The following is a 23,560-nucleotide window of genomic DNA, read 5'->3' as shown; positions in this document are numbered from 1 at the left end:
TAACCTGTGTTTCCTTTTTAAAGTTAATTTCAAGTTATTCAGCTTGTAGTAGTAACGGAATCTATTTACTTAAAAATATTTAAAAATTCTTATAGGGGGTTATTTTTAAATTCAGGCCATACTAACAATTTTTTTCTGATTTTAAGAAATTATTACAATGGGCATGGTTAATTACATATGGCACAATATTAACTTCTGCGTATTTGTTTCCTGCATCGCTAACTTTTAAGTTGAATTTAATGGTGATTTCAAACTTTATTTCATCAGATGTACCGTCGGGGTAAAAATACGATAGAAACAACTCAACATCATCATAAAAACTATCCGATTCGTTGAAATATTCCATAACAGCACCGTATAAGGAAGATCTCCAATGGCAAAAGTCAACTTTTAAGGGTTCAGAAAAAAATTTTGAATGGGGAGTAAGTACATTATCCAACAACATTAACTTGATATTTGGAATGTCAATTTCTTTTCCATTATTAAATTTAATTTTGTATCCATTATCCTCATTAATTATATTATAATTAGCCCTATCATCAAATGTTTTTGAAAGAAATAATTTAAAATCGGACGATATTCCTGAAGAAATACCTTTTGCAGTACCCAATCCAAAATTATACACGTCTATATGCGGGCATATATAATCTATTAAAAAAGATCGATTAATCTTAAAATCGGGGTTATTATTAACTAAATCTCCATATTTGGATATATATTCATCAATTTTTTTAGGGGTATCGACCCATATTTGAAATTCATCATTTAAATTTGCCAAATAAAGAGTCGTTTTTACCGGAAAAAGTTCGGGTTTTATGGATATTTTTCGTTGTGTTTCCATTTCGCTTAATGTATTATCCATGGTTTTTTGCTGCTTTTCCATTCCAAGTATAACGCTTGCAGCAAACATTGCAGCCATATATGTTCCAATACTACTCATGGTTTCTAAAAATTTAGAAATGAAAGAGTGCGTCCAATCAAGACCTGCCCCTTCTGCCAAAAAAAGAGGCGTAATCAGACAGAAAACTAATGAAAGCCATATTATAGATGCAAATGAAGTTCTAAGATCGGTTTTATTTAATGGATTAAAAGGGCTTGTTTTTTTCACAAATAATATTATGCATGAAAATGCAATCACAAAACCCACGAATATTGAAAAAACAAATTTTTCAAAAACAATTCCTGGAGAAATTAATATGAAAATAACAATTAGTATGGCCAAGATAGCTGATAAAATACAGTTAGTTAAATTATATCCCACCCTTACACCCCATAATTGTCAATAATGAATTATTCCAAAAACTTCTGCGTTGAACAGGATTTAATTTTTGTTGTTACCTACAACTTTTTTATTTAATAACCTATAATAATTTTATTATTTAAAATATGGGTAATTAGGGGATAATTTGGAAGAAGATAAAATAAAAATTGAATTAAGTAAATATGATATTGATAATCGAATTTTAAAAGGCATGATTTCTAAACTTAGCGAAATTACGCATGATAATGAATCCATAAAAGCAATGTTCAAAACAAAAGGGCTTTATTGGATATTGCTCAGTAAAAGAATCTTTATTATGGATCCTGGCTTTATAAAAGGTACTTTTTCAGACATTGAGATTATAAATCACAGTCAAATTGAACGACTTTATTACAATATAAACCGCGGTTTCTTTTCTAATTCAATGGAGTTATCAATAAAATTACCAAAAGAAAAAACTCGAACTTATTCAGTATCCGGGAATTTTGATGAAGTAGAAAAAGCAATAGATTTCTTAAAAGAAACTATGGATGAGAGAAAACTCAAAAAGAAACATAGAAAGACTAAGGATACTACTTCGGAACTAAATAAACTTGAAAAAATGGCAGATTTAAAAGATAAAGGCATAATTTCAGAAGAAGAATTTGAAAATCACAAAAAGAAACTTCTAAAAAAGCTTTAAGATTATTTCTCTTTTTTAAAATTAATTCGTATCAGTAACCTTTTATTTTAATTTTAATAATATAATTATATTACGATTTAAAGGTTAAACTTTAAAATCAGGGCATATTATTCAAATCATTCATGGTGCCACTATGGGAAAATTTAGAAAACTTTTTCGAAAATCTAAGAATAGTACTTTAAAAGACGATGAATTAAAAAGTAAGTTGGAAAAAATTGGTTTCATTTTGAAAACAATAAAACATCCTGTAGCAGGAATTGTTGATGGATTACTCGAACTTGCAGATATTCCACCTTTAGGAAAGATTATTGTTACATCATGGGACATTTATGATGATCTAACTTCTGACAGCCAAAAAGGAGACCAATTGAAACAGATATTAGATTATATTGAAAATCAGAACGAAACAGATCCTGAACTCAAAGAATTTTTGAATGAAGCAAAATCTGACCATGCCAGAATTTTAGCAGGAATCGAACGAATTGAAGCTAAAATTGAGGATAATTCGAAACAGCACAAAGTCATGATTGAGAAGATAGATGCTATAAAGGAATTTATGCCCCAATCGATAAGTGATGCGTTTAAAACATATATTCCATATCTTATTGGTTCCAAAAAAAAACAAATTACACTTGCATTTGAACATGCAAATAAAATTGCCGAAGAAAGTGATGAAGGCATCATATTAAACCATGCTTTTACGATAGATCCGGTAAAAATAATATCTAAAGTCTTAAAAATGCGGAATATCACGATAGATCCTGAAAAATATATTGACGATATGTACTTAAAAAATGAATCACTCGAAATATCTGAAGAAGAATTTAAAAGTTTTGAAACTTTTAAGGAAATGTTGGAAGAGGAAAATACTAAAATAAAATATCCTGTTATCTTAAGGCCGGGTTATCCGAAACTAAATGTTAGATTGGAAATATATGCTACAGATTATGCACTGGAAAACATGTTGTTTCAAATTAAAGATATTCATGAAGATTACATAACAATTGAAAGTAATAATCGGGCATTAGAAATGTTACTTAATGTACCAAAACCTGGAAAAATAATTCATCCCGATGATGAAAAACTAAACTTAAGATTAAATGTAAAAAATGCACAAGTATCTGAATTAATGACCTGTATGTTATTTTTAAAAGAATTAATGAACCATGATGAATTAATTTTGAGAATAAACAACGAAATCGTTAAAGGTAGAATTAATTTTGATAAAAAGATTGAGATTAACGATGAACCATTAATAAACGCACTCTATACGATTGAACATGAGTTTAATGTACCATTTATACTTCCAGAATATCGTTCTGAAGCAGACTTACGAACTATTTTTGATATCTATGGTATAATTAAAGAAAATATAGAAATTCCTTTTGTAACGATGGAAGTTGATAATCATGAAGCCAGGAATATATTAAATACTCAAAAAACAGCGGGAGCTATTGAGTATAAGATACAACTATCTCCTGTGAGCATATTTGAAAAAGAAATTCGTCTTGGAGATTTATATTATATTCATGATAGGGTTAAAATAATAAATTTAGATAGTGTCGAAGAACAGATCAAAAAAAACGATAGAGTAATGTTAAAGTTAGCTTCATATTCGAATGAATATTTAATCCCTAAAAAAATAGATCTTTATGAACTTCATGAGTTAAAACTTAAAGATATGAACTTTATAGAATAGTAATTATTTCTCTTTTTTAAAGTTAATTTCTAACCCGTCAGCTTTTTCTATGTTGATAATCTGTCCAACATCCCCTTTAATTTCATTATAGAACTTAGGTTTCATTTTTTCAATTTTTTTCTCTTTTTCGTAGAGTTTTATTACCTCTAAACCATATTCCGTCAAACTGTAATACGCTTTAGGCATGGCTTTATCTTCATCTTCGACTCTTTTTTTGAGGATATGCTCTTCTAATAATTCCTTTAAAATTCTATTAAGAGTTCCAGGATTTACATTATCCAATGCTCGCTGGAGTTCGCTAAAATACATTTCTCCGTTTTCAATTATCAAATCAAGAACTGCTTTCGTATTTTTTTTAGTAATCAATTTCATTAGCATTGTTTTCACATTATCGAGCTTGTTGCAACAAAATATGTTTTCATTATTATTTTAAGTCAATCTTGGATTTATTGCAATTTACAAAAATTATAACTTGTAATAATTACATAAAATATAAATATCATAACAAAGTTATATTAACTTGCAAAAAATGCAAGTTATAAAAAATTCAAGAGGTGAAATCATTGCTTGAAACAATATCAAGTTTAACGCTGAAAGAGATTCATAAAATAGTTTTTACGGGTTTTTTAGCCTTTGTTTTTATTTACCTATCGATTAAAGGCCATGAAAAGCTCAATATGACAACCAAAGAATTTCGAATGATACAAGCCACTTCGTTATTTTCATTAGTATATGTAAACTGGGTAATTTAAAAAACCGTCAAAAATCTTTAAAATTCAAAAAGGTGATCCTTATCGAAAAATCAGAAAAAAACATCCTCGTATGTTACGACGCAGTGATAAAAAAGCAGGGTGGCGGTGGAAGGGTCTGGCCAAATCCATTTCCAGAACATATTGGAAAGCGTGCTAAAGTCATTATCTATGATGAAGACTGCCAGGAAGAGCCTGAAAGAATCGCAATTCAAATTCAAAATCAGTTGAAAACTAAGCCAGTTGATTAAAAAAATTTAAAATTTTGAGGTGGAAAAAATGATTTTAAAGAATTTACAGCCTTATTCAGTGGTAGTTGTCGAAGAAATCACTATGCGTGATTTTTTAAGAAGCCACGTGGGGGCGGAAGGAATAGAAGAATTGCTGACCTACTGTGACGGCACAGAGGAGTTTTTAAACTCTAAACAGTACATCGACAGGAACACACTTGCAATATGTGAAAATAGCGGAGAAGCTGCAAGGCTTTCAGACTGGGCTAATAAGCATAGATATGCAAATGATCCAAACTTCCACACAAGAATAAGACCTGAAAGATATGAAATCATTGAACTTTCAACAGATCTCGTGAATGATGCCAGATTAACTTGTGAAGACTGCGGATCCGATTTAATCATTTCAGAATATCGAAAAAGCTATGTCTGTGAAAAATGCGGAAAAGAATATTCTTTGATGAAAAAACCTGCAAACTGGTGGAATAACGTTTACAAGGGCAGTACTGGAAAAAAATTAATCGATGGATTGAAAGAGGGAGATTTTTTAAAATTTTGAGGTGGGAACATGAGATTTCACTACATTATCGAAAGGGGGACAATTCCTGAAAGTTACGGAGTTGCAAACGGTAAAAAAGAGTTAATCAGAATTTCTGAACTTGTAAAGGATGAAGAATGCAGTTTAAAAGTTTTGAATCGTCCTGACTTTCTGAAATTTAAAAGAAAAATTGATATGAAAACGAACAGGAGAAGGGAAAGAACTTTCAAAACTGTTCGATGTGATTTGGCGGCTTAATGTGGGGTGAAAGCATGAAAGAAGGAGATTTTTTAAAAAGTGATCTGGGAGTGCTGTTTTTAATCCTTAAAAAATTCAGAAACGGGGATTTTATTGCACTCAATGACGTTGATTTAAAACCTGAAAGATTTTCGTCTGTTGATGTTAGAAACTATGAAGTTATCACGAATATGGGAAACAACGAGTTAAAACTTCTTAAACAGGTAATTGGAGTGAAAGCATGAGCTCCAAATCATTAGAAATAGGTGATAATGTAGTTGTGACATCAGGCGAATGTTGTGAAGGATGTATCTGGAAACTGTGTGAAACAGTGGGAAAAGGAAAGATAACTAGACGTGAACTAATCGATACAAAAGGCCAAATCTGCGAATATCAGTATTGTGTGGAATTTGGGGATGCAGGACAGTGTTGGTTTGTTGCTGATGACCTGGAGAAAGTGAAAGCATGATTGATGTGACTAAAATTGAAAATTTTGAAGAAGGAACTCCAGAAATATCGGGCATTGTTATTCAAGAGTTCAAAGTTGAAGGAAAAGATTTTGATGGATTTAAAAGCGAATTAAAAGGAATTTTTGAAAAATACGGAATAGACGTGGTGGAATGAAATGGAAACTATCACATGCACATTTGAAATCAAGACAATAAAAGAAAATTATCCAATAATTTTAACTGGATTAGAAAAGGGTATCATAAGATTTGCAGATGGCTCGAACTTTGGAGATCTGAAAAAAGAAACATTAGATCTGATACTATCCAAAGGATATGACAAAGAAACAAATTATGAAGAAATAGCCACAGAATTAAAAATTACAAATAAAGTAACCCTTGATTTGATTTTAAGATCATTACTGGAAGAAGGGGAAATTTACGAACCAGAAGAAAGATGTTTTAAAATTTTGTAATGGTGGAGAAATGCCTGAAGAATTGAAAAAATCCATTATCAAGCATTTAGAAGGTGCCGGATTTTATGTTAAAGATGATAACGGCCTTATAACGATAGATAACGGCATTACAGAAGAAATTTATGAAGTAGGGATAAGAGATGCCGTAATTGTTGCTTATGCTTCACTTGATGAAGATACTATAAAACTACACAAAATGCTTGAAGCATTGGATACAGCTTGGAAAATGCTTGAAAAAGCAGGTTTAATTGGATAAAAAGTGGTAACATGATCAAGTGTCCAGAATGTGGAAATCCAATAGAACATGAAGGATCTGAAATTGAAAAGTGGCCTTACGGGGCAAAATATGAAATCATCTGTAATTTTTGTAATTTAAAACTAATCGTATTAGAAGATAGTGACGGGGGACAGTCGCTATCTTACTAAATTATTAACACTACACTCTTAAATTAGCTAACGGGGATTTATTATGCAAAATCTAAAAAATATGATACTATTCACACCAAAAAAAGAAGAGATAAAAGAAACTTCAAAATCTAAAAAATGGGTTGACAAGTTCATTGCAGAAAGGGAATTTGATGGAATTAAAAAAACTACGATTCAGGGCGATGTAAACCGGTTAAAAGTGTTTTTGAATTTCATTTTCAACAGACTTGAAAAAAATCCTGAAGAAATGACAAACGCAGAGTTCATTAAATTCTTTAATTATCTTGAAAAAGAAAGGAAACTTTCGAGAAATACCCAAAACAAGTATTACAATAATTTAAAAGTGTTTTACAAGCTTATGAGACTTGAAAACTTCAAAGACTTCAAAGATGAAAGTGAAGAGAGAAAAAGATTCACAAGCTTTGAAATAAAACACTACGATTCATTATCCACTGAAATTTTAAACATGATTTTAACTGAAATCCTGGAAACAAGAAGCACCACAAAAATCAGAGATGCAATGATTATCCGGTTTTTATGGGATACCGGAGCGAGAATCTCAGAAGCTTTGAAACTGGAATATGGTGATTCTGATTTAGAAAAAGGAGAATTTAGGTTAAGAAATACCAAAGGAAAAGAAGAAAGGATTGTTACATGCTCAAATGACACACTAACACTTGTTAATTACTGTTTAAAAGCAAATCTAAGGAAAGAACCTAAAGATAAGATTTTTCAAACATATAAAGGTGAGCCGTTACAGAGAAACAGGGTAAGCGATGTTTTCAGAAATGCGGTAAAAGAACTAAAAAGCCAGGGGAGAATTCCAGAAAATAAAAGAGTAGTAATCCATTCTTTAAGACATGGTCGAGCAGTTGATCTCCTGGATAAAGGTATGCCAATTGACATTGTAAAAGAATATTTAGGACATAAATCCTTAGAAACTACGCTATACTATTCCCACTCCAAGGAAAGACAGGAAAACATGTTAAAACAAATTAAAAAGATTTTATAGGGTGGGGGAATGGGAGATTTAAGCGAAATTCAGAAAAAAGAGATAGTAATTCAGGCAAAACAGGAACTGGAAGAAAGAAGGGCAAAACGAATTGAACTTTTAGAAAAAGTATGGGAGTTTTCCGAAAAGTATGCTGCTGAAAAACAGGTTGAAAACAATATATTTGTCTTTGATTTAGATGAATTTTCACAAAAATATGAACTTGATAATGATGAGATCCTGGAACTTTACCCTGAAGGAAGTGATCTTACAACAATATATGATAAAATTTACAGGGCCCTAAAAATACCGGGCGTGAAAGTTGAATTCAAGGGCCTTTCAGGACGTGTTGAAATAAGTGAAAAATCCATATTTAGAGAATTATGTAAAGACGGGAATTTAGTATTTAGCGATATAAAAAACCTCCATGCGATAAATTATAAAATAGAAGATGAAGCAGGATTTGTAAAAGATTTAAAACCTATTGCAGCATACACTAGGCCAAAAATTGAGAATGTAACATATTTTAATGGAAGAGAATTTGAAACACAGAAAAAACTATTGATAAAAGATAAAGAAGTGGATCTTACAGATGAAATAAATTATTTTGATGATTTTATTGGTGCAGTCAAACCTTCAGGAAATTTCAATTACATAAAATACCTGGAAGAATACAGCGAAATATTTGACTACATTTTAAAGAGATATGACGATAAAAACAAGGTTATTAAACGTACAATTGCCTTTGGATACTATGGAACTGATAAAATAATATTAAACGGTTGGGAATCACAAAGAGAAAGTTTAAGGGCAAAAGATTTTAAAAAAATGCTTTCAATGAAATACAAAAAAGAAGAAATTAGATCAATATTGGAGCAGTTAAAGAACTATCTTGGAAAAGAAGATTTTACAAAAATAATTTTTGAATATTCACTTGCATCACTCTTTAGATATGATCTCTTGAATACCAAAAGACTTGACAAATTTTCATATCTTTTAATCATTGGAAAGCAAGGAATTGGAAAAACTGCGAGAATGAACATCGTATTCAACAGATTACTTCTAAATACTACAAACACGTATTCAAATGATGATTTAAAAGGTAGCATTTCAAAAATAGCAAAAGAACAGTATGTTAATCTTCCAATGTGGTTTGATGAATTAAAAGAATTTCCAGAAAGACTCGTTGATATGTTAAAACAGATGGGAACTGGGAAAGAAGCCGTGATTACAAGGGGAAATAAAGACATGGAAAAAGACGATTACACGTTTCTTTTAAGAAGGCCGTTTATAATGTCTACAAATCATTTTAAAGAATTTGATCCTGCATTGGTTGACAGATTTATTGTGTTAAGTGCATATGATTATGAATTAATCAATAATGAAGAGATTGGAAATGAATTATTAGATGAAATGCCAAAATTAGGAGCTTATATTTACAGAAATATTGAAAAAATAAAAGAACACGTCAACACCTTAAACTTTGATCCATCAAGGGAAAATGCAAACGATAATGTAATAATGATTGGAAGAGAGATTGCAAAATTTATTTTTAAAGAGTTTGAACTTGAATATGAACCATCTAAAAAGGTAGTTTACGGAAATAACAATATTTACACGTCAAAAGATATGATCAAGAAAACAATAATCAAAGAAGTTTTAAAATTATCAGAATGGGTTGAATCTGGTGTAAAACATAACATTTTAGATTACATTGCAGAACCTGAAGGGGCAGATTATATTCTTGGAGTAAAACAGCTTGAAAAATACGGGATATATATTAAAAAAGACAGGCTTGAAAATCATTATGTTGCAATAACTGCAAAAGGATTGAATTTTATTGAAATGAATGAAATAAAAGTAAAAACCCTTGCAGAATTTGGTGCACATGGATTTGAATTAAAAACAACCAGATTTTCAGGAATCAACAAACCTCAAAAAGCTGTTTGGATTCCAATAACTGAAGAATTTAGTGAACATCCTGATGATCAAAGAATCGGGGAATTAATTGTTGATACATTGAAAGAATGTCTTGAAGAAAAAGATGCAGCTCATGAATCAGATATTACATTAAGATTAGAATTAACTCATGGAATTCCTGCAGAAAAATCTATTGAGTTACTTGAAAACATGGTTGGAAACATTGTTGTGAAACCAAAAGAATACATGTATAAATTCATAGAATATCCAATCCAGGAAAAACTGGAATAACTTTTTTGAAATATTTTTTAATTTTGTAACCAATTTTTCAATACTTTCCCAGGGGATTTTTTTCTGGATCTTTTTTTTATTTTTTAAAAAATATTTGATTAGGCAAAATATTGTGTTTTTCATGGTTACAAAGTTACATTGCTAATTATCCCTGAATTACAAAATAAACCCTATAAACCCTGTAACTTTGTAACTATTACTAAAAGTTACAAAGTTACATTTCTTTTTTAGAAATCAATTCTATTTTTTCAAAGTTTTTGTATATGTTTTTACATTTTGTAATACTTAGTATTATTATAGGGTCAAAAATTTGTAACCTTGTAACTTTTTAGAAGTTACAAATTTAAAGGAATTTAAGGAACTATTTTTACTTTTATCGCTCTTAAATTCCCCCTTTTTAAATGTGTAATTTGTAACCAAATTTTGAAGTAAGAGAGAGTGAACTAAATATATTTTAGTGATTTTTTTAAAAAAATTACAAAAAACAAGAATGTAGGCTAGATATATAGCTTAATGCCGTACATATAAGCCCCACTTTTTTTCAGATTTTTTGAAATTTCACTGTCGTAATGACATTTGTATTTATTCGTTATTTAACGTAAATTTTACAGTTTTTTGAAAGTCTGGTTACATGATTTATTACTGGGTTTTGATTAAAGTATGATTTTATTTAAAAATCAATTTAGGAAATTTTATATTTTTGTTATGTCTAAGTTAATATAACATTTAATCTCATGGTGAAGGAATGTACGTAATGAGTACCGATAGTTTCGTTCAATTAATTACATCGCTCATATATCTGGCGATCATTTTGGGAATGATTTCAACACTGCTTAATATCTTAAGAAAGTAGGTTTAGGGGAAATTTTGAATAAAGGAGAAAGTTTATTTGGTTTATATACATATTTTGAAAAAAAGATAGAAAATCAGTTTAAATACATGATTTTCATATACACGGGTACCATTACAATTTATTTTTATTATTTGGGCACTAATCCAGATACATGGTCATATTTTTACGTAGCAATCATTATTTTAACTATCCTTTGGGTCCTAAATATCTTGCTTTTAAGGCTGATAATGTGTACATTGCGTAATTTTAATAGATGTATTGATAAAATTAAAACAAAAAATTATAGTAATTTTGATTTCAATTATGTTGGACAGTACAATCTTTTTGTAGAATATCTAAACTATGCCTTTAGTGGCTGTATTGGCGTACTTATGGTACTATTCGGTGTTTTAGTGAAATATTTTGACAAAATTCCTGCTGAATTAATTAATTCTATTTTAGGGATTTACTGCATATTTTTGTTCGCAACAGCAGTTTTAATGATTAATAGTTACGACATCAAATTTCAAAAAACGCCATACAAATTTAGAAAATGGTATGTTATAAAATTGGAAAAACTACTTAAAATTAAAAAATAATAAAGATTACACATACATGGGAAGGTGGTCGCATGGAATCCCAAACTTCATTTACAACTCTAATTCAATTTGTTATTGTATTGATATTTTGTATCGTCATACTTGGTGCTATTTCATCAGCTATGCTTCCGTTATTAGTGGGAACCCCTATGGAACCATTTGCATGGGTTTTTTCAAAACTATACGATATTTTTTTATCATTTTTAAATTAAAATATAAACAAATTTTATTTTTAAAATCTATTTTACCGCAATAATGCGTTTAATCGTATAAATTGGAAAAAAAATCTAAAAAAAGTTAAGGATATAGAACAATTCAACAATCCCCCGAAAAATTGAACTGTTCAGTGGTGTATGAAACCGTTTTTACGACCTAAGAAACTCCCCATTTCCCAAGATTTTCCCACCTTGGGTAAATATAATTTTTGAAATTAACTTTATTTAAACATTTAGAGTAACCAAAACCAATATATCGGGTTAAAAATGGAAAAAAAGAAATTTTTAGAAAACTAAATATTTGTCTTCAAACGTGGCACATTACGTTCAGGCATTATGAGGGGGTATTGACGAATTTCTCGCCAATACAATTTTTAAACATAGCAATATAAAAAGCTGAAAAAGCATGTCCTGCTTAAAGGGGGGGTTGAATATAGATTTTAAAATGTTTTCAGCTTTAATTTCCACACAAATCCAATATATGTAAAAACAGGACTTAATAGACTTTGCAGAGTTCGTATTTATATTTTTTGGAATTGTTCGGTTATTGACGTTTAAATTCACAACCAGACTTAAAAACTAAGATATTTTATAATTAAAGTTCAGATTTTAAAATTATTTTCACATTTTCAACAAAAAACCCTTTCGGAAATTTTATATTTTAGCCGCCTTAAATTAAATTTAATTATATTTATCGAGGGGAGTTTATGAAAGAACTAACATGTAGGGGCAAATGGATTATTCCTGGTGATAAAAAAGAAGTTTATGGGACTTTAAACTATACTTCATCAGAAAAAATTCTGGATTTAATAGAAGTTGAGGGGAATTTTAGCAATATAATGCAACCAGGACAGATCATAGATCCTATTTTAATAAAAGGGCATACTGAAGATGGTAAATATTTAACCGTGGAAGGCTATCCCCTTAATCTAAAATATAGAGGTTTAGGATATAACACAGCTAAATTTAATGTAACAAAAGTTTACTATGGGAAGTATTTTCCTAACCGCGAAGAACTTAATTTTAAAAAAGTCATGGTAAAATTTTACAATTTACGGGAATGGTCCTGTATTGTGGGGTACTTGGAGTATATACGTGCTGAAAATACGTATGGTGCAAGTTGCGAGGTACCTGATCCATTATATTTAGGAACGTTTGAAGATTTTAAATTTTATATTGGCATGCATTTTGATGGATCATTTGTTCAAAATTGTTCTTTTTCAATAGATATAGATTTTAAATTAATTATTGAACATGAAAATGGGGATCTTGTAAATTTTTCAAAATATTTAGACATTATTAAGTCTTTTGAAAAATTTTTATCTTTTTCGATAGGTAGTCGTGTTTATCCTCATGAAATCATAGGTAGTATTCCAAAAGGTGAAAAAGATGCCCATATTGACATATATCTTGAAGAATTACACGAAAAACCACCTAAAAAGATAATAAACTCCGATAACATGTTATTCAATAATTCCCATGAAAATATGGAATCAATATTTACGAAATGGTTTGAAATAGAAAAACGATTAAAACCTATTTTTAACTTATATTTCTCAACTAAAAAGTTTAACATGCCTTTAGCATACAATTTCATTAGTTTATGTTATGCTCTTGAATCATATCATCGTCAGACTAGAATTAACGAAAGATTACCAATTGATGAATATAATACAAGAGTAGAAGAAATCAAAGATGTATTTAGCATGAAAGATAGCAGATATAAACGCTGGTTAGATGGTAAGCTTAGAGGTAATGAACCCAGTTTGGCAGACCGTTTAAGAGAATTGTTAAAAGAATATTTGCCGCAATGGGGAAACAATACAATACATGATTTTTCTGAATTTGTAGCACATAATAGAAATGGATTATCACATGAAGCAGCATTGCGGGCTGAAAACCATTCTGAAATATACCATGCAACTAAAAAATTAGAAATACTGTTAGAACTTTGTATAATGGAAGAAATCGGTTTTGAAAAAGAAGAAATTCTCAAAATATTTCATGATAAAATTAGATTAGAATTTGAAATTGGGGTTTAATTAAATTAAATCAATTCCCCAACCATTTCATAAATGGCCCTTTTTTCTTTAAAATTTTAAAAAAAGATTATTTTTTATTTTAAATTGGATATTTCTTTTGAATTTCTGAAATACTTTTTCCTTCAGAAAAATACATTATTAATGCATCATTCACTTCATCCACTGGCACTATAACCGAAATATCTGAAAGATTTCCTAAATACATATCATAAAAATCTCGATTAATTGCTAAATATATTTCATCATCTATCTGCACTAGTTTTTTATCATTAGTACATTCCACGCAATTTGGAACGCCTATAATCCTATTTAACACATAACGATATTCATTTTGAATTTCGTAGTCCAAATATTTTTTAAATGGGCCAAAATATCCGGTATAGTCGTTAGGAACGTATTCTACAGCACCCCCCGTAATAAAAGTTTTATTTATCCAGTTTTTCAATATATTTTTAGAAAATTCCAAATAGAATGCATCCTCTAATCGTTTATTAAATTCTTTAAAGTTTAAAACAATAATACAATAATTTCCGAGTTCTTTCATTTTTGAAAAATCTAATTTTTCGTTATTTTTTAATGATCCATACTGTTTTTCAAAAATTCCATAAGAACACCATATAAAATTATTTTCAGAATCGTCGTAGCCACTAATGATCGGACTTCCCACTATACTTGAAGATATGTCCACTCCTCCAATAATTACTTTAAAATCACCCTTCGCAGGATATATTTCGGAAAGAGATTCATTTGGATCTCCTTGAAGAGTTCCCATTTCTTTTGTATTAAAAGAACTTAAAAGGCTGAAATGCATTTTTCCATCATTATAAAGTTCTTCAATATACGGTTTCTCACTAAATTTTAAAAAAGCATAAATTCTATCTTCTTCAGGTACATCTTCCATTTCCCCACCCTCAAATTATAATTCTTCAGCCATTTCATAAATTTTTAAAGCTCTTTTACCTTTTTCCGTCAATTTAAAATAACTTTTCGGCAAATTCTTAGCCGTATCCTCATCAATTCTTTTTGAAACAAAATCATTATCCTGCAATTCTTGTAAAAGCTGGCTTAAATTACTTTTATTAATTTTAACTTCGTCGTTTATCTGCTGAACGTACAATTCCCCACTCTCGTTTAAGAGTTTTAAAATATTCTCCACATGTTTCTTTGAAAGTAATTTTAAAACCATGATTAAACCCACATTCTTTTTTAATTACTATTTTTGGGTTTGAATTATATTAACATACGATTGTAAAATATAATACGATTGTATTTTTTACATAACTTTAAATAATAATATAATTATATTTTAGTTTGTAAAAAGTAACACGAGTTAAATTATTATCAAGGTGAACCACCATGCAGGACTTAGAAGAAAAAATCGTCAATTCGCTCGAAAAACAGAAAAACTTAATAGAAAAATACGAAATGGTTTTAACTGCAAGAATTGCAAGCGGAATTGAAGCAATGACTGAATTAAGACAGATTAGAACAATATTTTGTTCTGATAATATCGAAAAGAAACCAGACGAAATTGAAAGTACTGAAGATGATGAAATTTTAATTAACAGGTTTCAAAAAATCTCAATTGGAGATTTAACAGGTTCTACAAATGAAGTATTAAATTCTGAAAAAATTTATTTAAATCAATCATTAACAGGCAGGATCATCAATGAGTCAGATGTCATAAATGAATTGAAGTCTGGAAACGATGTTCACTACTCAAAAAAGTATAATGTTTTTTACAGGATCATTGTCGAAGGTGTTTGAAAACCTCACGAGTTTTAAAAACTTGTATTTAGAAATGTCAATCTTTAGAAAAATGTCTTTGATTTTTCCAAAAACTAAACCCGTATTTTGTAAAGACAGAGTCCTGTTAAAAATACGGGTTTTAGTCCCGTCGTTAAACCGAAAAAATACGCGTAAAATGTAATCAAAATCAGTTAATATTTTCAGAAAAAAGTTAAACGCGGAGACCGAGATTTGAACTCGGGTTACGCAGAGCGTAACGGGATTAGCAGTCCCGCGCCGTACCAGGCTGGGCCATCTCCGCACGAACAACTTAATAAGGGCGATTATTCTATAAATACTTTTCCATGTTTAAAATTTAAAACAAAAATGATTTATTTAAATTTCTGAATTTTCAGGCACGTTTAAAATGTAAAACGGCCATTTTTTGAGAACCCCTTTTGGAAGGTCGCCCTTTTTAACCTTTTCTAATAGTTCTGCGTGATCAATTGAAGTTTTAACATTTGTATTTCCCATTTCAAGCGAAATTTTATCATTTTTCAAAGCTTCTTCAATATCCTGCCCAATAGAACAGTTTGGCATTTCATCTTTTATTTTATCAATGAGAACATTTTTATTATTTTCAAGCGGTAAAACCATTTTGTAAGATTCTCCGGACACCAAAAGCACAGGATTATCTTTTTCCAATCCAAATCTTTGTCCCATACAAGAAACCATCTTTCGAGGATTGAATACTTCAATTCCACCAATATCAAAGTAATCTCCAGCAAAAAATTCGGTGTTTTCAGGAAAACCTTCGAGTTTCATTTCTAATTTTAATTTAAATCCAGATCTTAAAATTTCACCTGAGATTTTTGGAATTCCATCCTGATTTAATATCGTAACTACATCGCCAGTATCAATATTTATTAAAGGATCTGATCCCGGTCTCGAAACAAGTAAAACTCCATATTTATCTTTAGTTTTAGAAATAAATTCTTTTTTTCCTTTTCTTTCAATCACAGGATAAGTTAGAGGAAATACATACATTCGATAATTATCTTCTTTATTTATCCCGCCTGCAAATGGGCCGATTTCGCTCCCAACATAAAGATTTGTAAACTTTTCTTCACCAATATTCCAGCCCATAAATTTCCTAATTTTCATCCATTCGTCTTTTGAGAGGGACGTTATGCTAAATATAAGCGTAGAATCTTTAAGTGCCTCTGAAAGCCTGTTTTGAATTTCTGTTGCAAAATTATCAAGCCCAATTTTTTCATACAATTTTTTTAATTCGAAAGCTTCCAAATATTCATCTTTTACCAAATCCCAGTCAATAGAATTTATTGATTTTTCAAGTCCTGCTTTTAATTTATCAATGTCTGCCCATTTGATAATCGTTGCAGCGGGCGCAGAAATTACTGAAATATCATCAAGAGTTAGTATTTTTGAAATTGTAAGTATATTAAGCGCATTTTTGTATTCATCAATTAAGTATGAAGAAGGTTTAATGTGTGATAAAACTACCCTTTGGGAAAATTCTGATGTGTAAAGGCGAACAAGATTTAAATCATCGATTTTTGAAAGCCCGTCAACTTTGATCCTGCTTGGAACAAAAATTACCGCTGATTTATTTTTTGATAAACCGCTCGACTCAAATATTGCTTGCATTCCGGGAATCCAGACTCTTTTTAAAAAATCATCAGAAATCAAAAACCACTTCAATTTTGTAATATCTCCGCCAGAAGTTCCAGAAGTGTGAGTTATTATTGCAGTGTCCTTTGAAAATAAATCAATTATATCATCTTTTTCAAGACTATCCTTTAAAAAAACTTGTGGATTTAGTGAAAACTCCTTTGGATCAGTTTTTTTTAAATAAATTTCATCCAAGATATCTCTTGAAAGCCCCGAATTTTTAAAAATTGCTTCTTCGTATTCTTCAATTGAGGATATATCTAACCAGTTTTTCCAATTGGTGCTTTTAAATTCCTTAAAATAATTGTAAAATACTTTTTGAAGGTTTATATCAAAATCGTAAACGCTCAAAAATACCGCCCCCTAACCGATTCTAATAAAAATATGTTAAAAAAACTATATTTCAATTTCGGAATAATATTGATTGAAAAAATTAATTTAAATAAAAAATAATATTTTTTGGAATTTTAAAATGATTTAGTTTAAATTTCTGAAAAAGATTTTCTGTTTTAAAAATTAAAAAAGAAAAAGTGTTTTTGTGAGTAAATTTGGGGTAAAGTTTTTAAATTTTTTATCCGATAGCCAACAATACTATCTTAATTTTAAATGTGATTTAATCGTCTAGCTTAAAATGGGGTTAATATATGTTTAAAGGGATTAATGGAAGCGAATCATGGGATATCATTGAAGAAGTAAATAAGGGGTGGTCGGAAGATAAAAAATACCACATTATCACGAAGAATAAAGAACATCTCCTGCTTAGAATATCAGATATTAAATTCTACGAAAGAAAACAGAAAGAATACGATATACTACTTGAACTTAGCAAAATGGACTTTGAAATGTCAAAACCAGTTGATTTTGGAATTTGTGAATCTGGGATATACATGCTGCTTACTTGGGTTGAAGGCGAAGACTTAGAAACAGCCATTCTAAAAAAGAATGCAATGGAACAGTACAACCTTGGAATAAAATCTGGAAAAATACTTAAAAAAATCCATTCGTTAAATATCTCTTCAAACCTGGATTCATGGGAAAAAAGATTTAATAAAAAGATAGGCATGAAAATTAAAGCATATTTAGAATGCCCATTAAAATATGAAAATGGGGAGGTATTTATTGAATATATAAATCGCAATAGGCATTTATTAAAGGATATTAGATCAACACTGCAACATGGGGATTACCATATTGGAAATATGATTTTAACAAATAACGACGATGTTGCAATTATTGACTTTAATCGTTATGATTTTGGAGATCCATATGAAGAATTTAACCGAATTATATGGGATGTAGAAGTAAGTAAGGCATTTGCAGTTGGTAAAATAGATGGTTACTTTAATGGAAATATTCCTGAAAAGTTTTTCCAGTTACTCGCCCTCTACATATCCGTTAATACAATCTCTTCACTACCTTGGGCAATTCCATTTGGCGAAGAACAAGTTAATATCATGACAGAACAGGCTGCAAAAGCGCTTATTGATTACGATTATTTCAATACTACAATTCCAAAATGGTATACTGATGCAAAATGCATGATTGATGAATAATTTTGAAATAATTTTCTCTTTTTAAATATAACTTGAAAAATTAATGGTTAGTCCGATATCTGGGTTATTAATTATTTTACACATTCATTACGTATTATGATTTCAGATCATCCTATATTTAAAATCCTAATGGGAAAGACAATTGTATCAACCAATACTACATATTATGGGGACGTTTCTCTCCATGATCCTGAACAAATTATTAAGATAGGCATTGTTTGAAGGATTTAATGTTGGATATTATAGGGGGATATATTTAATTTGGGGAAATTAAATATTTTCGATACAATTTAATATTTGGAGAGATTTACGTCCCCAACTTTTGAAATAGGGTTATTTTTTAATTAATGTTGAAATTTTTCTTGAAACTTTTTTCAGGCGATTTAACCTATCTATTCCTTTTTTATTTATTCTAATAGATTTTAGTATATTATGTAACTAAAACTTGTTCATAACGTCATATGGGCGATAACTGGCCCAAAACCTTTTTTATACGATTAATCAGGGTTAAAGCATTGAATTTTCGAAAAAAATTGAAATTTTGAAATTTAAAAATAGTTCAATTCTATTTAATCAGTTAAAAATGTAAAAAAGAAAATATTTATTTTCTTCTCAGAAGTTTCAGTGCATTTATAATATTTGTAAAGACTTCTGGGTTCTGTTTAAAGTATCCAACACCAACGAGTCCCGTCATTCCAACTGCACCAATAATTGCAATAACTGTTGTTCCAGAAGTTTCGGACTGTTCAGGTTCATTTGCTACTGTAACTTCGTATGCTTTCTGAGTTTTTGACGTTGAAGACGAAGAGGATTCAGAACTTGAAGTTGAACTTGAACTTCCAGAACTACTTTTTCCTCCATCAGAACCAGCACTTAGTGCTGCATCTTCAGTCGTAGTAGTGTTTGTGATTATTGTATCATTTGTTGCATTTACTGCTTCGATTACGGATTCATTTCCAGAATACACTTTTGAATATGTATCTGGCTCAGAACTTGAACTTTCGTCATTTTGTTCAGGAACTTCCGTACTATCTTCCGAAATATCCAAGTCTTTTTGTGTAGCTTCTTCGAATATTTTTACATATTCTTCTAATGTTTCCTTATCCAGTGATGAATGATCCAGTGACCATTCGTTAAGTTCGATGTTTCCACAGGTGTGGTGACAGCATGTAACGCCATATTCAATTACTGACTGGATGAATTCGTTTGCAAGGAATTCTAGGGTTTCACCGGATGCATCCCAGTATCCTTTACGTGATGTTTCCATCATTCGTGCTGTCATTGATTGGTATGCATAAGGATTGTTCTCATTTAACCAACCACTAAGTTCTGAATTTGCCACATATGTATCGTATACTTTATTCCACATTTCATCGGTTATGATATCGGAAGTGAGGGCTTCCCATCCCCAAAGATTTTCAACGAATTTCTCCATTTCTGTAGCTCCTTCAAAACCACTTTCCTGCATTCCGGTTATCCATGTAGGATTATAGTATCTTGAATAGAGTTCATTTTCAATATATGTTTGCAATGACACTACTTTTTGGTCATCAGCATTCTGGAGATTTACCACATAAGCATCTGGAGATTCTCCTGATTCGTATGTTATTGCATTGATTAATCCTCCAACATACTGGTAGAAATCGTTTGTATCTATCGCTCCGTAAGTATTTGAGCTTCTACTGTGGAAAATGTCGCTTACATCATTTATGTTATTTTCAAATATGATTTCATTATCAATTTCTACATTTTGACCGGTTTGTAGTTCGATATATTCAGAAATTGTCTGACCCCATATATTTTGGCCGTAAATGTAGCTCATTCTGCTTATGTATAGTTCTGCTAATGCATCTGTATCATTCCATGTTTCACTTGAAGATACTGCATTTGCCATACCGGTTCCGTAATTTCCGTCAGCCGGCCCAAATATTCTAAACTGTGCAATATCCAATGAAAGAGTTTCATTTTGTATGGTTTCATTTAATGCCTTCTGTAATTCATTGGTATTTATTCTGACGTAATTGTTAGGCTCGTCTTCTTCGTATGCGAGTCTAACTGCTTTATCTATCAATTGAACTTTCATCGGGAATGAATCTCTGTAAAGACCAGATATTTGCACGACAACATCGATACGAGGTCGATTAAGTTCAGAACTGTTTATTATTTCAACGTCCGTAACTTTTCCGTTATTTTCATTCCATACTGGCTGTACACCAAGCATGTAAAGAATCTGCGCTTCCATTATACCCTGGTGACGTGTGGATTCTCCAGCCCATAATATATATGCTACTTTAGTTGGATATTCTCCATTTTCTTCGTAATATTCACTGAGCCATTCATCTACGAGCGCTTTACCTTCTTCCCATGCTTGTTTTGTTGGAATAAGCTGTTCATCAAATGCGTAGAAATTACTACCTGATGGAAGCGTTTCTGGCCTTAAGATTGGATCTCCACCAAGACCTGGCTCGATATATTCCCCATTCATTGCTTTTAAGACCTGTTCGATTTCATTGTCTGCTTCTAAAAGCAGTGCTGAATAGTTAATGGCAAGTTGTAAATCACATTCAATATCTTCTGAAGTATTACCTAAAACTTGCATTTGTGCATCATCTATTGAAATATTTTCTAAAAGTACTTTTGTTAACAAATCAGTGGCTGCAGAGTCTGAACTATTATATATTGCTACTTTTTCAGAATAACTGCTACCAAGCATTGAATTTACCATACCTACAAGTTCATCACCTGCAGGTGCTTCACCAAGAACGTGTAATCCGTAAGGCATAGAAAGAGTCCTCAACTCCCTCAAAACTTCATCTAATTCATCTAAAAATTCATCGACTGTACTTTCATTTTCTGCAAGACTCATATTTACTCTACTTTCAAGACCTAATTCAATTGTAAGGTTTAAAATCTCTTCAAATTGGGCCTGCTTGAGTGATTCTGATTCAGTAACTGATGTCGAGTAAGAAGCTATTTCACTGTTTAATAAACTGTAATTGCCATAAAGACCCGCAGAAATTACTGGGGGAATTAAGTGGTCAATTATAATTGCATTGCCTCTTCTTTTTGCTTGCATACCTTCTCCTGTTCCATCCATTACATATGGATAAACTACAGGGATATCTCCAACCATTAAAGCAGGCCATTCGTCACTTAAAAGGCAGAATTCTTTTCCAGGAAGCCACTCTACGGTTCCATGTCTTCCCATATTAACCATAACATCTGCATCAAACTCTTTTTGGAGCCATAAATAAAATGCAATGTACTGGTGATTTGGTGGTAACTCTGTATCGTGGTATAACGTATCGTAACTGTCCATCCAACCACGTGAAGGTTGTGGTAAAACAATTACGTTGTCGCTCATGCTTATTTTAGGGATAACGATATATTTTGACCCGTTATTATCTTCATAAACCATTAAATCTCCCGGAGCTTCGCCCCAAGTTTCTACTACTTCATTTCTTCTTTTTTCAGGTAACTCGTTAAACCATGAAATATACGTTTCTTCCGGGATAAGTTCAACTTCGCCTGTTTCGACAAGGCTTTCAAGTTCCCCTGGAGCCCAGCTACCTATATTTCTACCCTGAAGGAGCATTAAATCTACTAATTCTGTTTTATTTGGGATCATAGATTCATTAATATCATAACCGTCCAATTCCATTGAATTCAAGAGGTTTACAATACTTGGTGCAACTTCAAGATATGATGCTCCGATGTTATTTTTCCCACCTTCGTGGTTATAGTAAATTATCGCAACCTTTTTTTCACTTTCAGACTCGATTCCAAGGTTGCACTGTGCGATTGTCCTGTTAATAAGCCACTCTATCTGGGTATCATGGCCAATATATTTTGATATGGTGGTATTATCTTCAAGGACCTCCTCCGTAGCAGCTATCATGATAGGGTCAATAAGACCCTCTGATTCGGGTCTGTAAATTCTAAGCATGTTTGTAACAGGTAGTGGATTGCTCGTTTCTATCCATTCGCTTGTGTTCATGTAACCATTTAAAACTCCATCTATAACAGGTACTCCGAGTTCTTCTAAATCAAAGTACGTTCCACGATAGAGGAATGAAATTACTGCATCTACTTTCGTTTCATTATTATAATTTAAGTAATAATCTAACTGGTTATCTGCATCACCATAACATGCAATAACATTTACGCCCCTCAATTCAAATCCTGCTATTAATTTGTCGATCGGATCCATTTCGTTTGGATAGTAGGATGTATAAAATACGATTCCCACAGTAGGTGCATCTTCGTCAAATGCATGACCTTCAGTTCTATTCGAATACCATGCAAAATATTCCCCAGCATCGCCAGTGAAAAATTCAGTAGGTGTTGTAGTCATGTTTGGATGGTATATTGCCCGTTGAAGACCAGAAGGCTCTTTTACCGTAAGGTCTGTACGGTTGTAATATTCGCTTGCCAGGTAGAAAATTAAATTATCGAAATTTTCGTCATCTGAAGCTCCTCCAGACCAGTATTCTGAAAGATATTTTTTAAACGCTTCGACATCCGTATGTTCTTCTGGAATTGAATAATTACTTTCCGGTAGATATGTGTTGGAACCGATTACTACTGCTCCATTATCAATTGCAGATTGTACAGTATTTTCAACTGTTTCTGCGCTCTGCGTAAGCATTACTATATAGATAATATCCATCTGACTGAGATCAATGTCCTCAGATAACGTTAAAGTCGTATAGTACGAAGCTACGATATTTAGATCAGAATTGGAATTTATCCTATTCGTTGATGTTGAGAGCTGTTTTTCATAATTGCTGTATCCAGTTACAATTGCTACATTTAATTTTGAAACTTCACCTGGAACATAAGATACCATCTTTTTCGTAAGAACAAGTGTTGTTCCAACTTTTGCACTTCCCGTTTTACTTACGGTTGCTCCAGAGATCGTTGTTCTATTAAGCATCCTTAGTATGGCTTCTG

General features: G+C 31.0%; 24 protein-coding genes and 1 tRNA gene. 18 read left to right on the top strand and 7 right to left on the bottom strand.

Annotated features, from left to right (window positions below; translation table 11 throughout):
* Nucleotides 1-121: 121 nt before the first annotated feature.
* On the bottom strand, nucleotides 122-1,261 hold the full coding sequence (locus HNP90_RS08930; RefSeq protein WP_012068019.1) for a hypothetical protein: 1,140 nt from the start codon (nucleotides 1,259-1,261) through the stop codon (nucleotides 122-124).
* Nucleotides 1,262-1,406: 145 nt separating this feature from the next.
* Between HNP90_RS08930 and HNP90_RS08925 the strand changes: the two genes are divergently transcribed.
* Together HNP90_RS08925 and HNP90_RS08920 are read left to right on the top strand one after the other, a co-directional pair.
* Nucleotides 1,407-1,943, top strand: a complete 537-nt coding sequence (locus tag HNP90_RS08925; protein ID WP_012068020.1) for an SHOCT domain-containing protein — start codon at nucleotides 1,407-1,409, stop codon at nucleotides 1,941-1,943.
* A 133-nt stretch (nucleotides 1,944-2,076) separates the two neighbouring features.
* Nucleotides 2,077-3,642 carry a hypothetical protein gene (locus HNP90_RS08920; RefSeq protein WP_012068021.1) on the top strand — a complete coding sequence of 522 codons (1,566 nt, stop codon included), beginning with the start codon at nucleotides 2,077-2,079 and terminating at the stop codon, nucleotides 3,640-3,642.
* A 3-nt stretch (nucleotides 3,643-3,645) separates the two neighbouring features.
* Here HNP90_RS08920 and HNP90_RS08915 read toward each other — a convergent pair whose 3' ends face one another.
* Nucleotides 3,646-4,020: a winged helix-turn-helix transcriptional regulator gene (locus HNP90_RS08915; RefSeq protein WP_012068022.1), complete on the bottom strand. Its 375-nt coding sequence runs from the start codon at nucleotides 4,018-4,020 to the stop codon at nucleotides 3,646-3,648.
* Between the two features lie 406 nt (nucleotides 4,021-4,426).
* Here HNP90_RS08915 and HNP90_RS08910 point away from each other — a divergent pair, with 406 nt between their 5' ends.
* From HNP90_RS08910 to HNP90_RS08845, 14 genes are all read left to right on the top strand, one after another.
* The gene (locus HNP90_RS08910) at nucleotides 4,427-4,642 is read left to right on the top strand and encodes a DUF2080 family transposase-associated protein (RefSeq protein ID WP_012068023.1); all 216 of its coding nucleotides are present in this window, start codon (nucleotides 4,427-4,429) and stop codon (nucleotides 4,640-4,642) included.
* A 28-nt stretch (nucleotides 4,643-4,670) separates the two neighbouring features.
* Nucleotides 4,671-5,180 (top strand): hypothetical protein, encoded by a 510-nt coding sequence (locus HNP90_RS08905; protein WP_012068024.1) that lies wholly within the window; start codon nucleotides 4,671-4,673, stop codon nucleotides 5,178-5,180.
* A gap of 9 nt (nucleotides 5,181-5,189) precedes the next feature.
* Complete coding sequence (locus tag HNP90_RS08900) at nucleotides 5,190-5,417, top strand: hypothetical protein (RefSeq protein WP_012068025.1); 228 nt, start codon at nucleotides 5,190-5,192, stop codon at nucleotides 5,415-5,417.
* Between the two features lie 14 nt (nucleotides 5,418-5,431).
* Entirely contained in the window at nucleotides 5,432-5,641 is a 210-nt protein-coding gene (locus HNP90_RS08895) for a hypothetical protein (protein WP_155810753.1), read from the top strand.
* A complete protein-coding gene (locus HNP90_RS08890) occupies nucleotides 5,638-5,865 on the top strand; it encodes a hypothetical protein (protein ID WP_048060465.1) in 228 nt (75 codons plus the stop codon). Before HNP90_RS08895 ends, HNP90_RS08890 begins: the two co-directional genes overlap by 4 nt.
* Complete coding sequence (locus tag HNP90_RS08885) at nucleotides 5,862-6,020, top strand: hypothetical protein (protein ID WP_012068027.1); 159 nt, start codon at nucleotides 5,862-5,864, stop codon at nucleotides 6,018-6,020. The genes HNP90_RS08890 and HNP90_RS08885 overlap by 4 nt, the downstream gene beginning before the upstream one ends.
* A gap of 1 nt (nucleotide 6,021) precedes the next feature.
* Nucleotides 6,022-6,318 carry a hypothetical protein gene (locus tag HNP90_RS08880; RefSeq protein ID WP_012068028.1) on the top strand — a complete coding sequence of 99 codons (297 nt, stop codon included), beginning with the start codon at nucleotides 6,022-6,024 and terminating at the stop codon, nucleotides 6,316-6,318.
* Between the two features lie 10 nt (nucleotides 6,319-6,328).
* Nucleotides 6,329-6,574, top strand: coding sequence for a hypothetical protein (locus HNP90_RS08875; protein ID WP_012068029.1), 246 nt, complete (start codon nucleotides 6,329-6,331; stop codon nucleotides 6,572-6,574).
* Between the two features lie 11 nt (nucleotides 6,575-6,585).
* Nucleotides 6,586-6,744 carry a hypothetical protein gene (locus tag HNP90_RS08870; RefSeq protein ID WP_012068030.1) on the top strand — a complete coding sequence of 53 codons (159 nt, stop codon included), beginning with the start codon at nucleotides 6,586-6,588 and terminating at the stop codon, nucleotides 6,742-6,744.
* A 43-nt stretch (nucleotides 6,745-6,787) separates the two neighbouring features.
* Nucleotides 6,788-7,756, top strand: coding sequence for a tyrosine-type recombinase/integrase (locus HNP90_RS08865; protein WP_012068031.1), 969 nt, complete (start codon nucleotides 6,788-6,790; stop codon nucleotides 7,754-7,756).
* Between the two features lie 9 nt (nucleotides 7,757-7,765).
* A complete protein-coding gene (locus tag HNP90_RS08860; RefSeq protein ID WP_012068032.1) occupies nucleotides 7,766-9,946 on the top strand; it encodes a hypothetical protein in 2,181 nt (726 codons plus the stop codon).
* An 867-nt stretch (nucleotides 9,947-10,813) separates the two neighbouring features.
* Nucleotides 10,814-11,377, top strand: coding sequence for a hypothetical protein (locus HNP90_RS08855; RefSeq protein WP_012068033.1), 564 nt, complete (start codon nucleotides 10,814-10,816; stop codon nucleotides 11,375-11,377).
* Nucleotides 11,378-11,409: 32 nt separating this feature from the next.
* Nucleotides 11,410-11,589: a hypothetical protein gene (locus HNP90_RS08850; RefSeq protein ID WP_048060466.1), complete on the top strand. Its 180-nt coding sequence runs from the start codon at nucleotides 11,410-11,412 to the stop codon at nucleotides 11,587-11,589.
* Between the two features lie 710 nt (nucleotides 11,590-12,299).
* Nucleotides 12,300-13,634 (top strand): ApeA N-terminal domain 1-containing protein, encoded by a 1,335-nt coding sequence (locus tag HNP90_RS08845; protein WP_012068034.1) that lies wholly within the window; start codon nucleotides 12,300-12,302, stop codon nucleotides 13,632-13,634.
* A gap of 79 nt (nucleotides 13,635-13,713) precedes the next feature.
* Here the strand turns inward: HNP90_RS08845 and HNP90_RS08840 are convergent, their stop codons facing one another.
* Nucleotides 13,714-14,535 carry a hypothetical protein gene (locus tag HNP90_RS08840; RefSeq protein WP_012068035.1) on the bottom strand — a complete coding sequence of 274 codons (822 nt, stop codon included), beginning with the start codon at nucleotides 14,533-14,535 and terminating at the stop codon, nucleotides 13,714-13,716.
* Between the two features lie 15 nt (nucleotides 14,536-14,550).
* Nucleotides 14,551-14,820: a helix-turn-helix transcriptional regulator gene (locus HNP90_RS08835; RefSeq protein WP_012068036.1), complete on the bottom strand. Its 270-nt coding sequence runs from the start codon at nucleotides 14,818-14,820 to the stop codon at nucleotides 14,551-14,553.
* A 170-nt stretch (nucleotides 14,821-14,990) separates the two neighbouring features.
* Here HNP90_RS08835 and HNP90_RS08830 point away from each other — a divergent pair, with 170 nt between their 5' ends.
* Nucleotides 14,991-15,401, top strand: coding sequence for a hypothetical protein (locus tag HNP90_RS08830; RefSeq protein WP_012068037.1), 411 nt, complete (start codon nucleotides 14,991-14,993; stop codon nucleotides 15,399-15,401).
* 198 nt (nucleotides 15,402-15,599) lie between these two features.
* On the opposite strand, the gene HNP90_RS08825 is transcribed toward HNP90_RS08830, so the two are convergent.
* Nucleotides 15,600-15,684 (bottom strand) — tRNA-Ser (locus tag HNP90_RS08825).
* A 74-nt stretch (nucleotides 15,685-15,758) separates the two neighbouring features.
* Nucleotides 15,759-17,405 carry a hypothetical protein gene (locus tag HNP90_RS08820; RefSeq protein WP_012068038.1) on the bottom strand — a complete coding sequence of 549 codons (1,647 nt, stop codon included), beginning with the start codon at nucleotides 17,403-17,405 and terminating at the stop codon, nucleotides 15,759-15,761.
* A 293-nt stretch (nucleotides 17,406-17,698) separates the two neighbouring features.
* Here HNP90_RS08820 and HNP90_RS08815 point away from each other — a divergent pair, with 293 nt between their 5' ends.
* Entirely contained in the window at nucleotides 17,699-18,607 is a 909-nt protein-coding gene (locus HNP90_RS08815; protein WP_012068039.1) for an aminoglycoside phosphotransferase family protein, read from the top strand.
* Between the two features lie 601 nt (nucleotides 18,608-19,208).
* Here the strand turns inward: HNP90_RS08815 and cobN are convergent.
* A partial coding sequence (cobN, locus tag HNP90_RS08810; protein WP_258558961.1) for a cobaltochelatase subunit CobN occupies nucleotides 19,209-23,560 on the bottom strand: 4,352 nt, incomplete at its 5' end.

The organism is Methanococcus maripaludis, assembly GCF_013760955.1.
Classification (GTDB): domain Archaea; phylum AGJL01; class Methanococci; order Methanococcales; family Methanococcaceae; genus Methanococcus; species Methanococcus maripaludis_A.
This window is presented reverse-complemented; position numbering and strand designations above follow the sequence as displayed.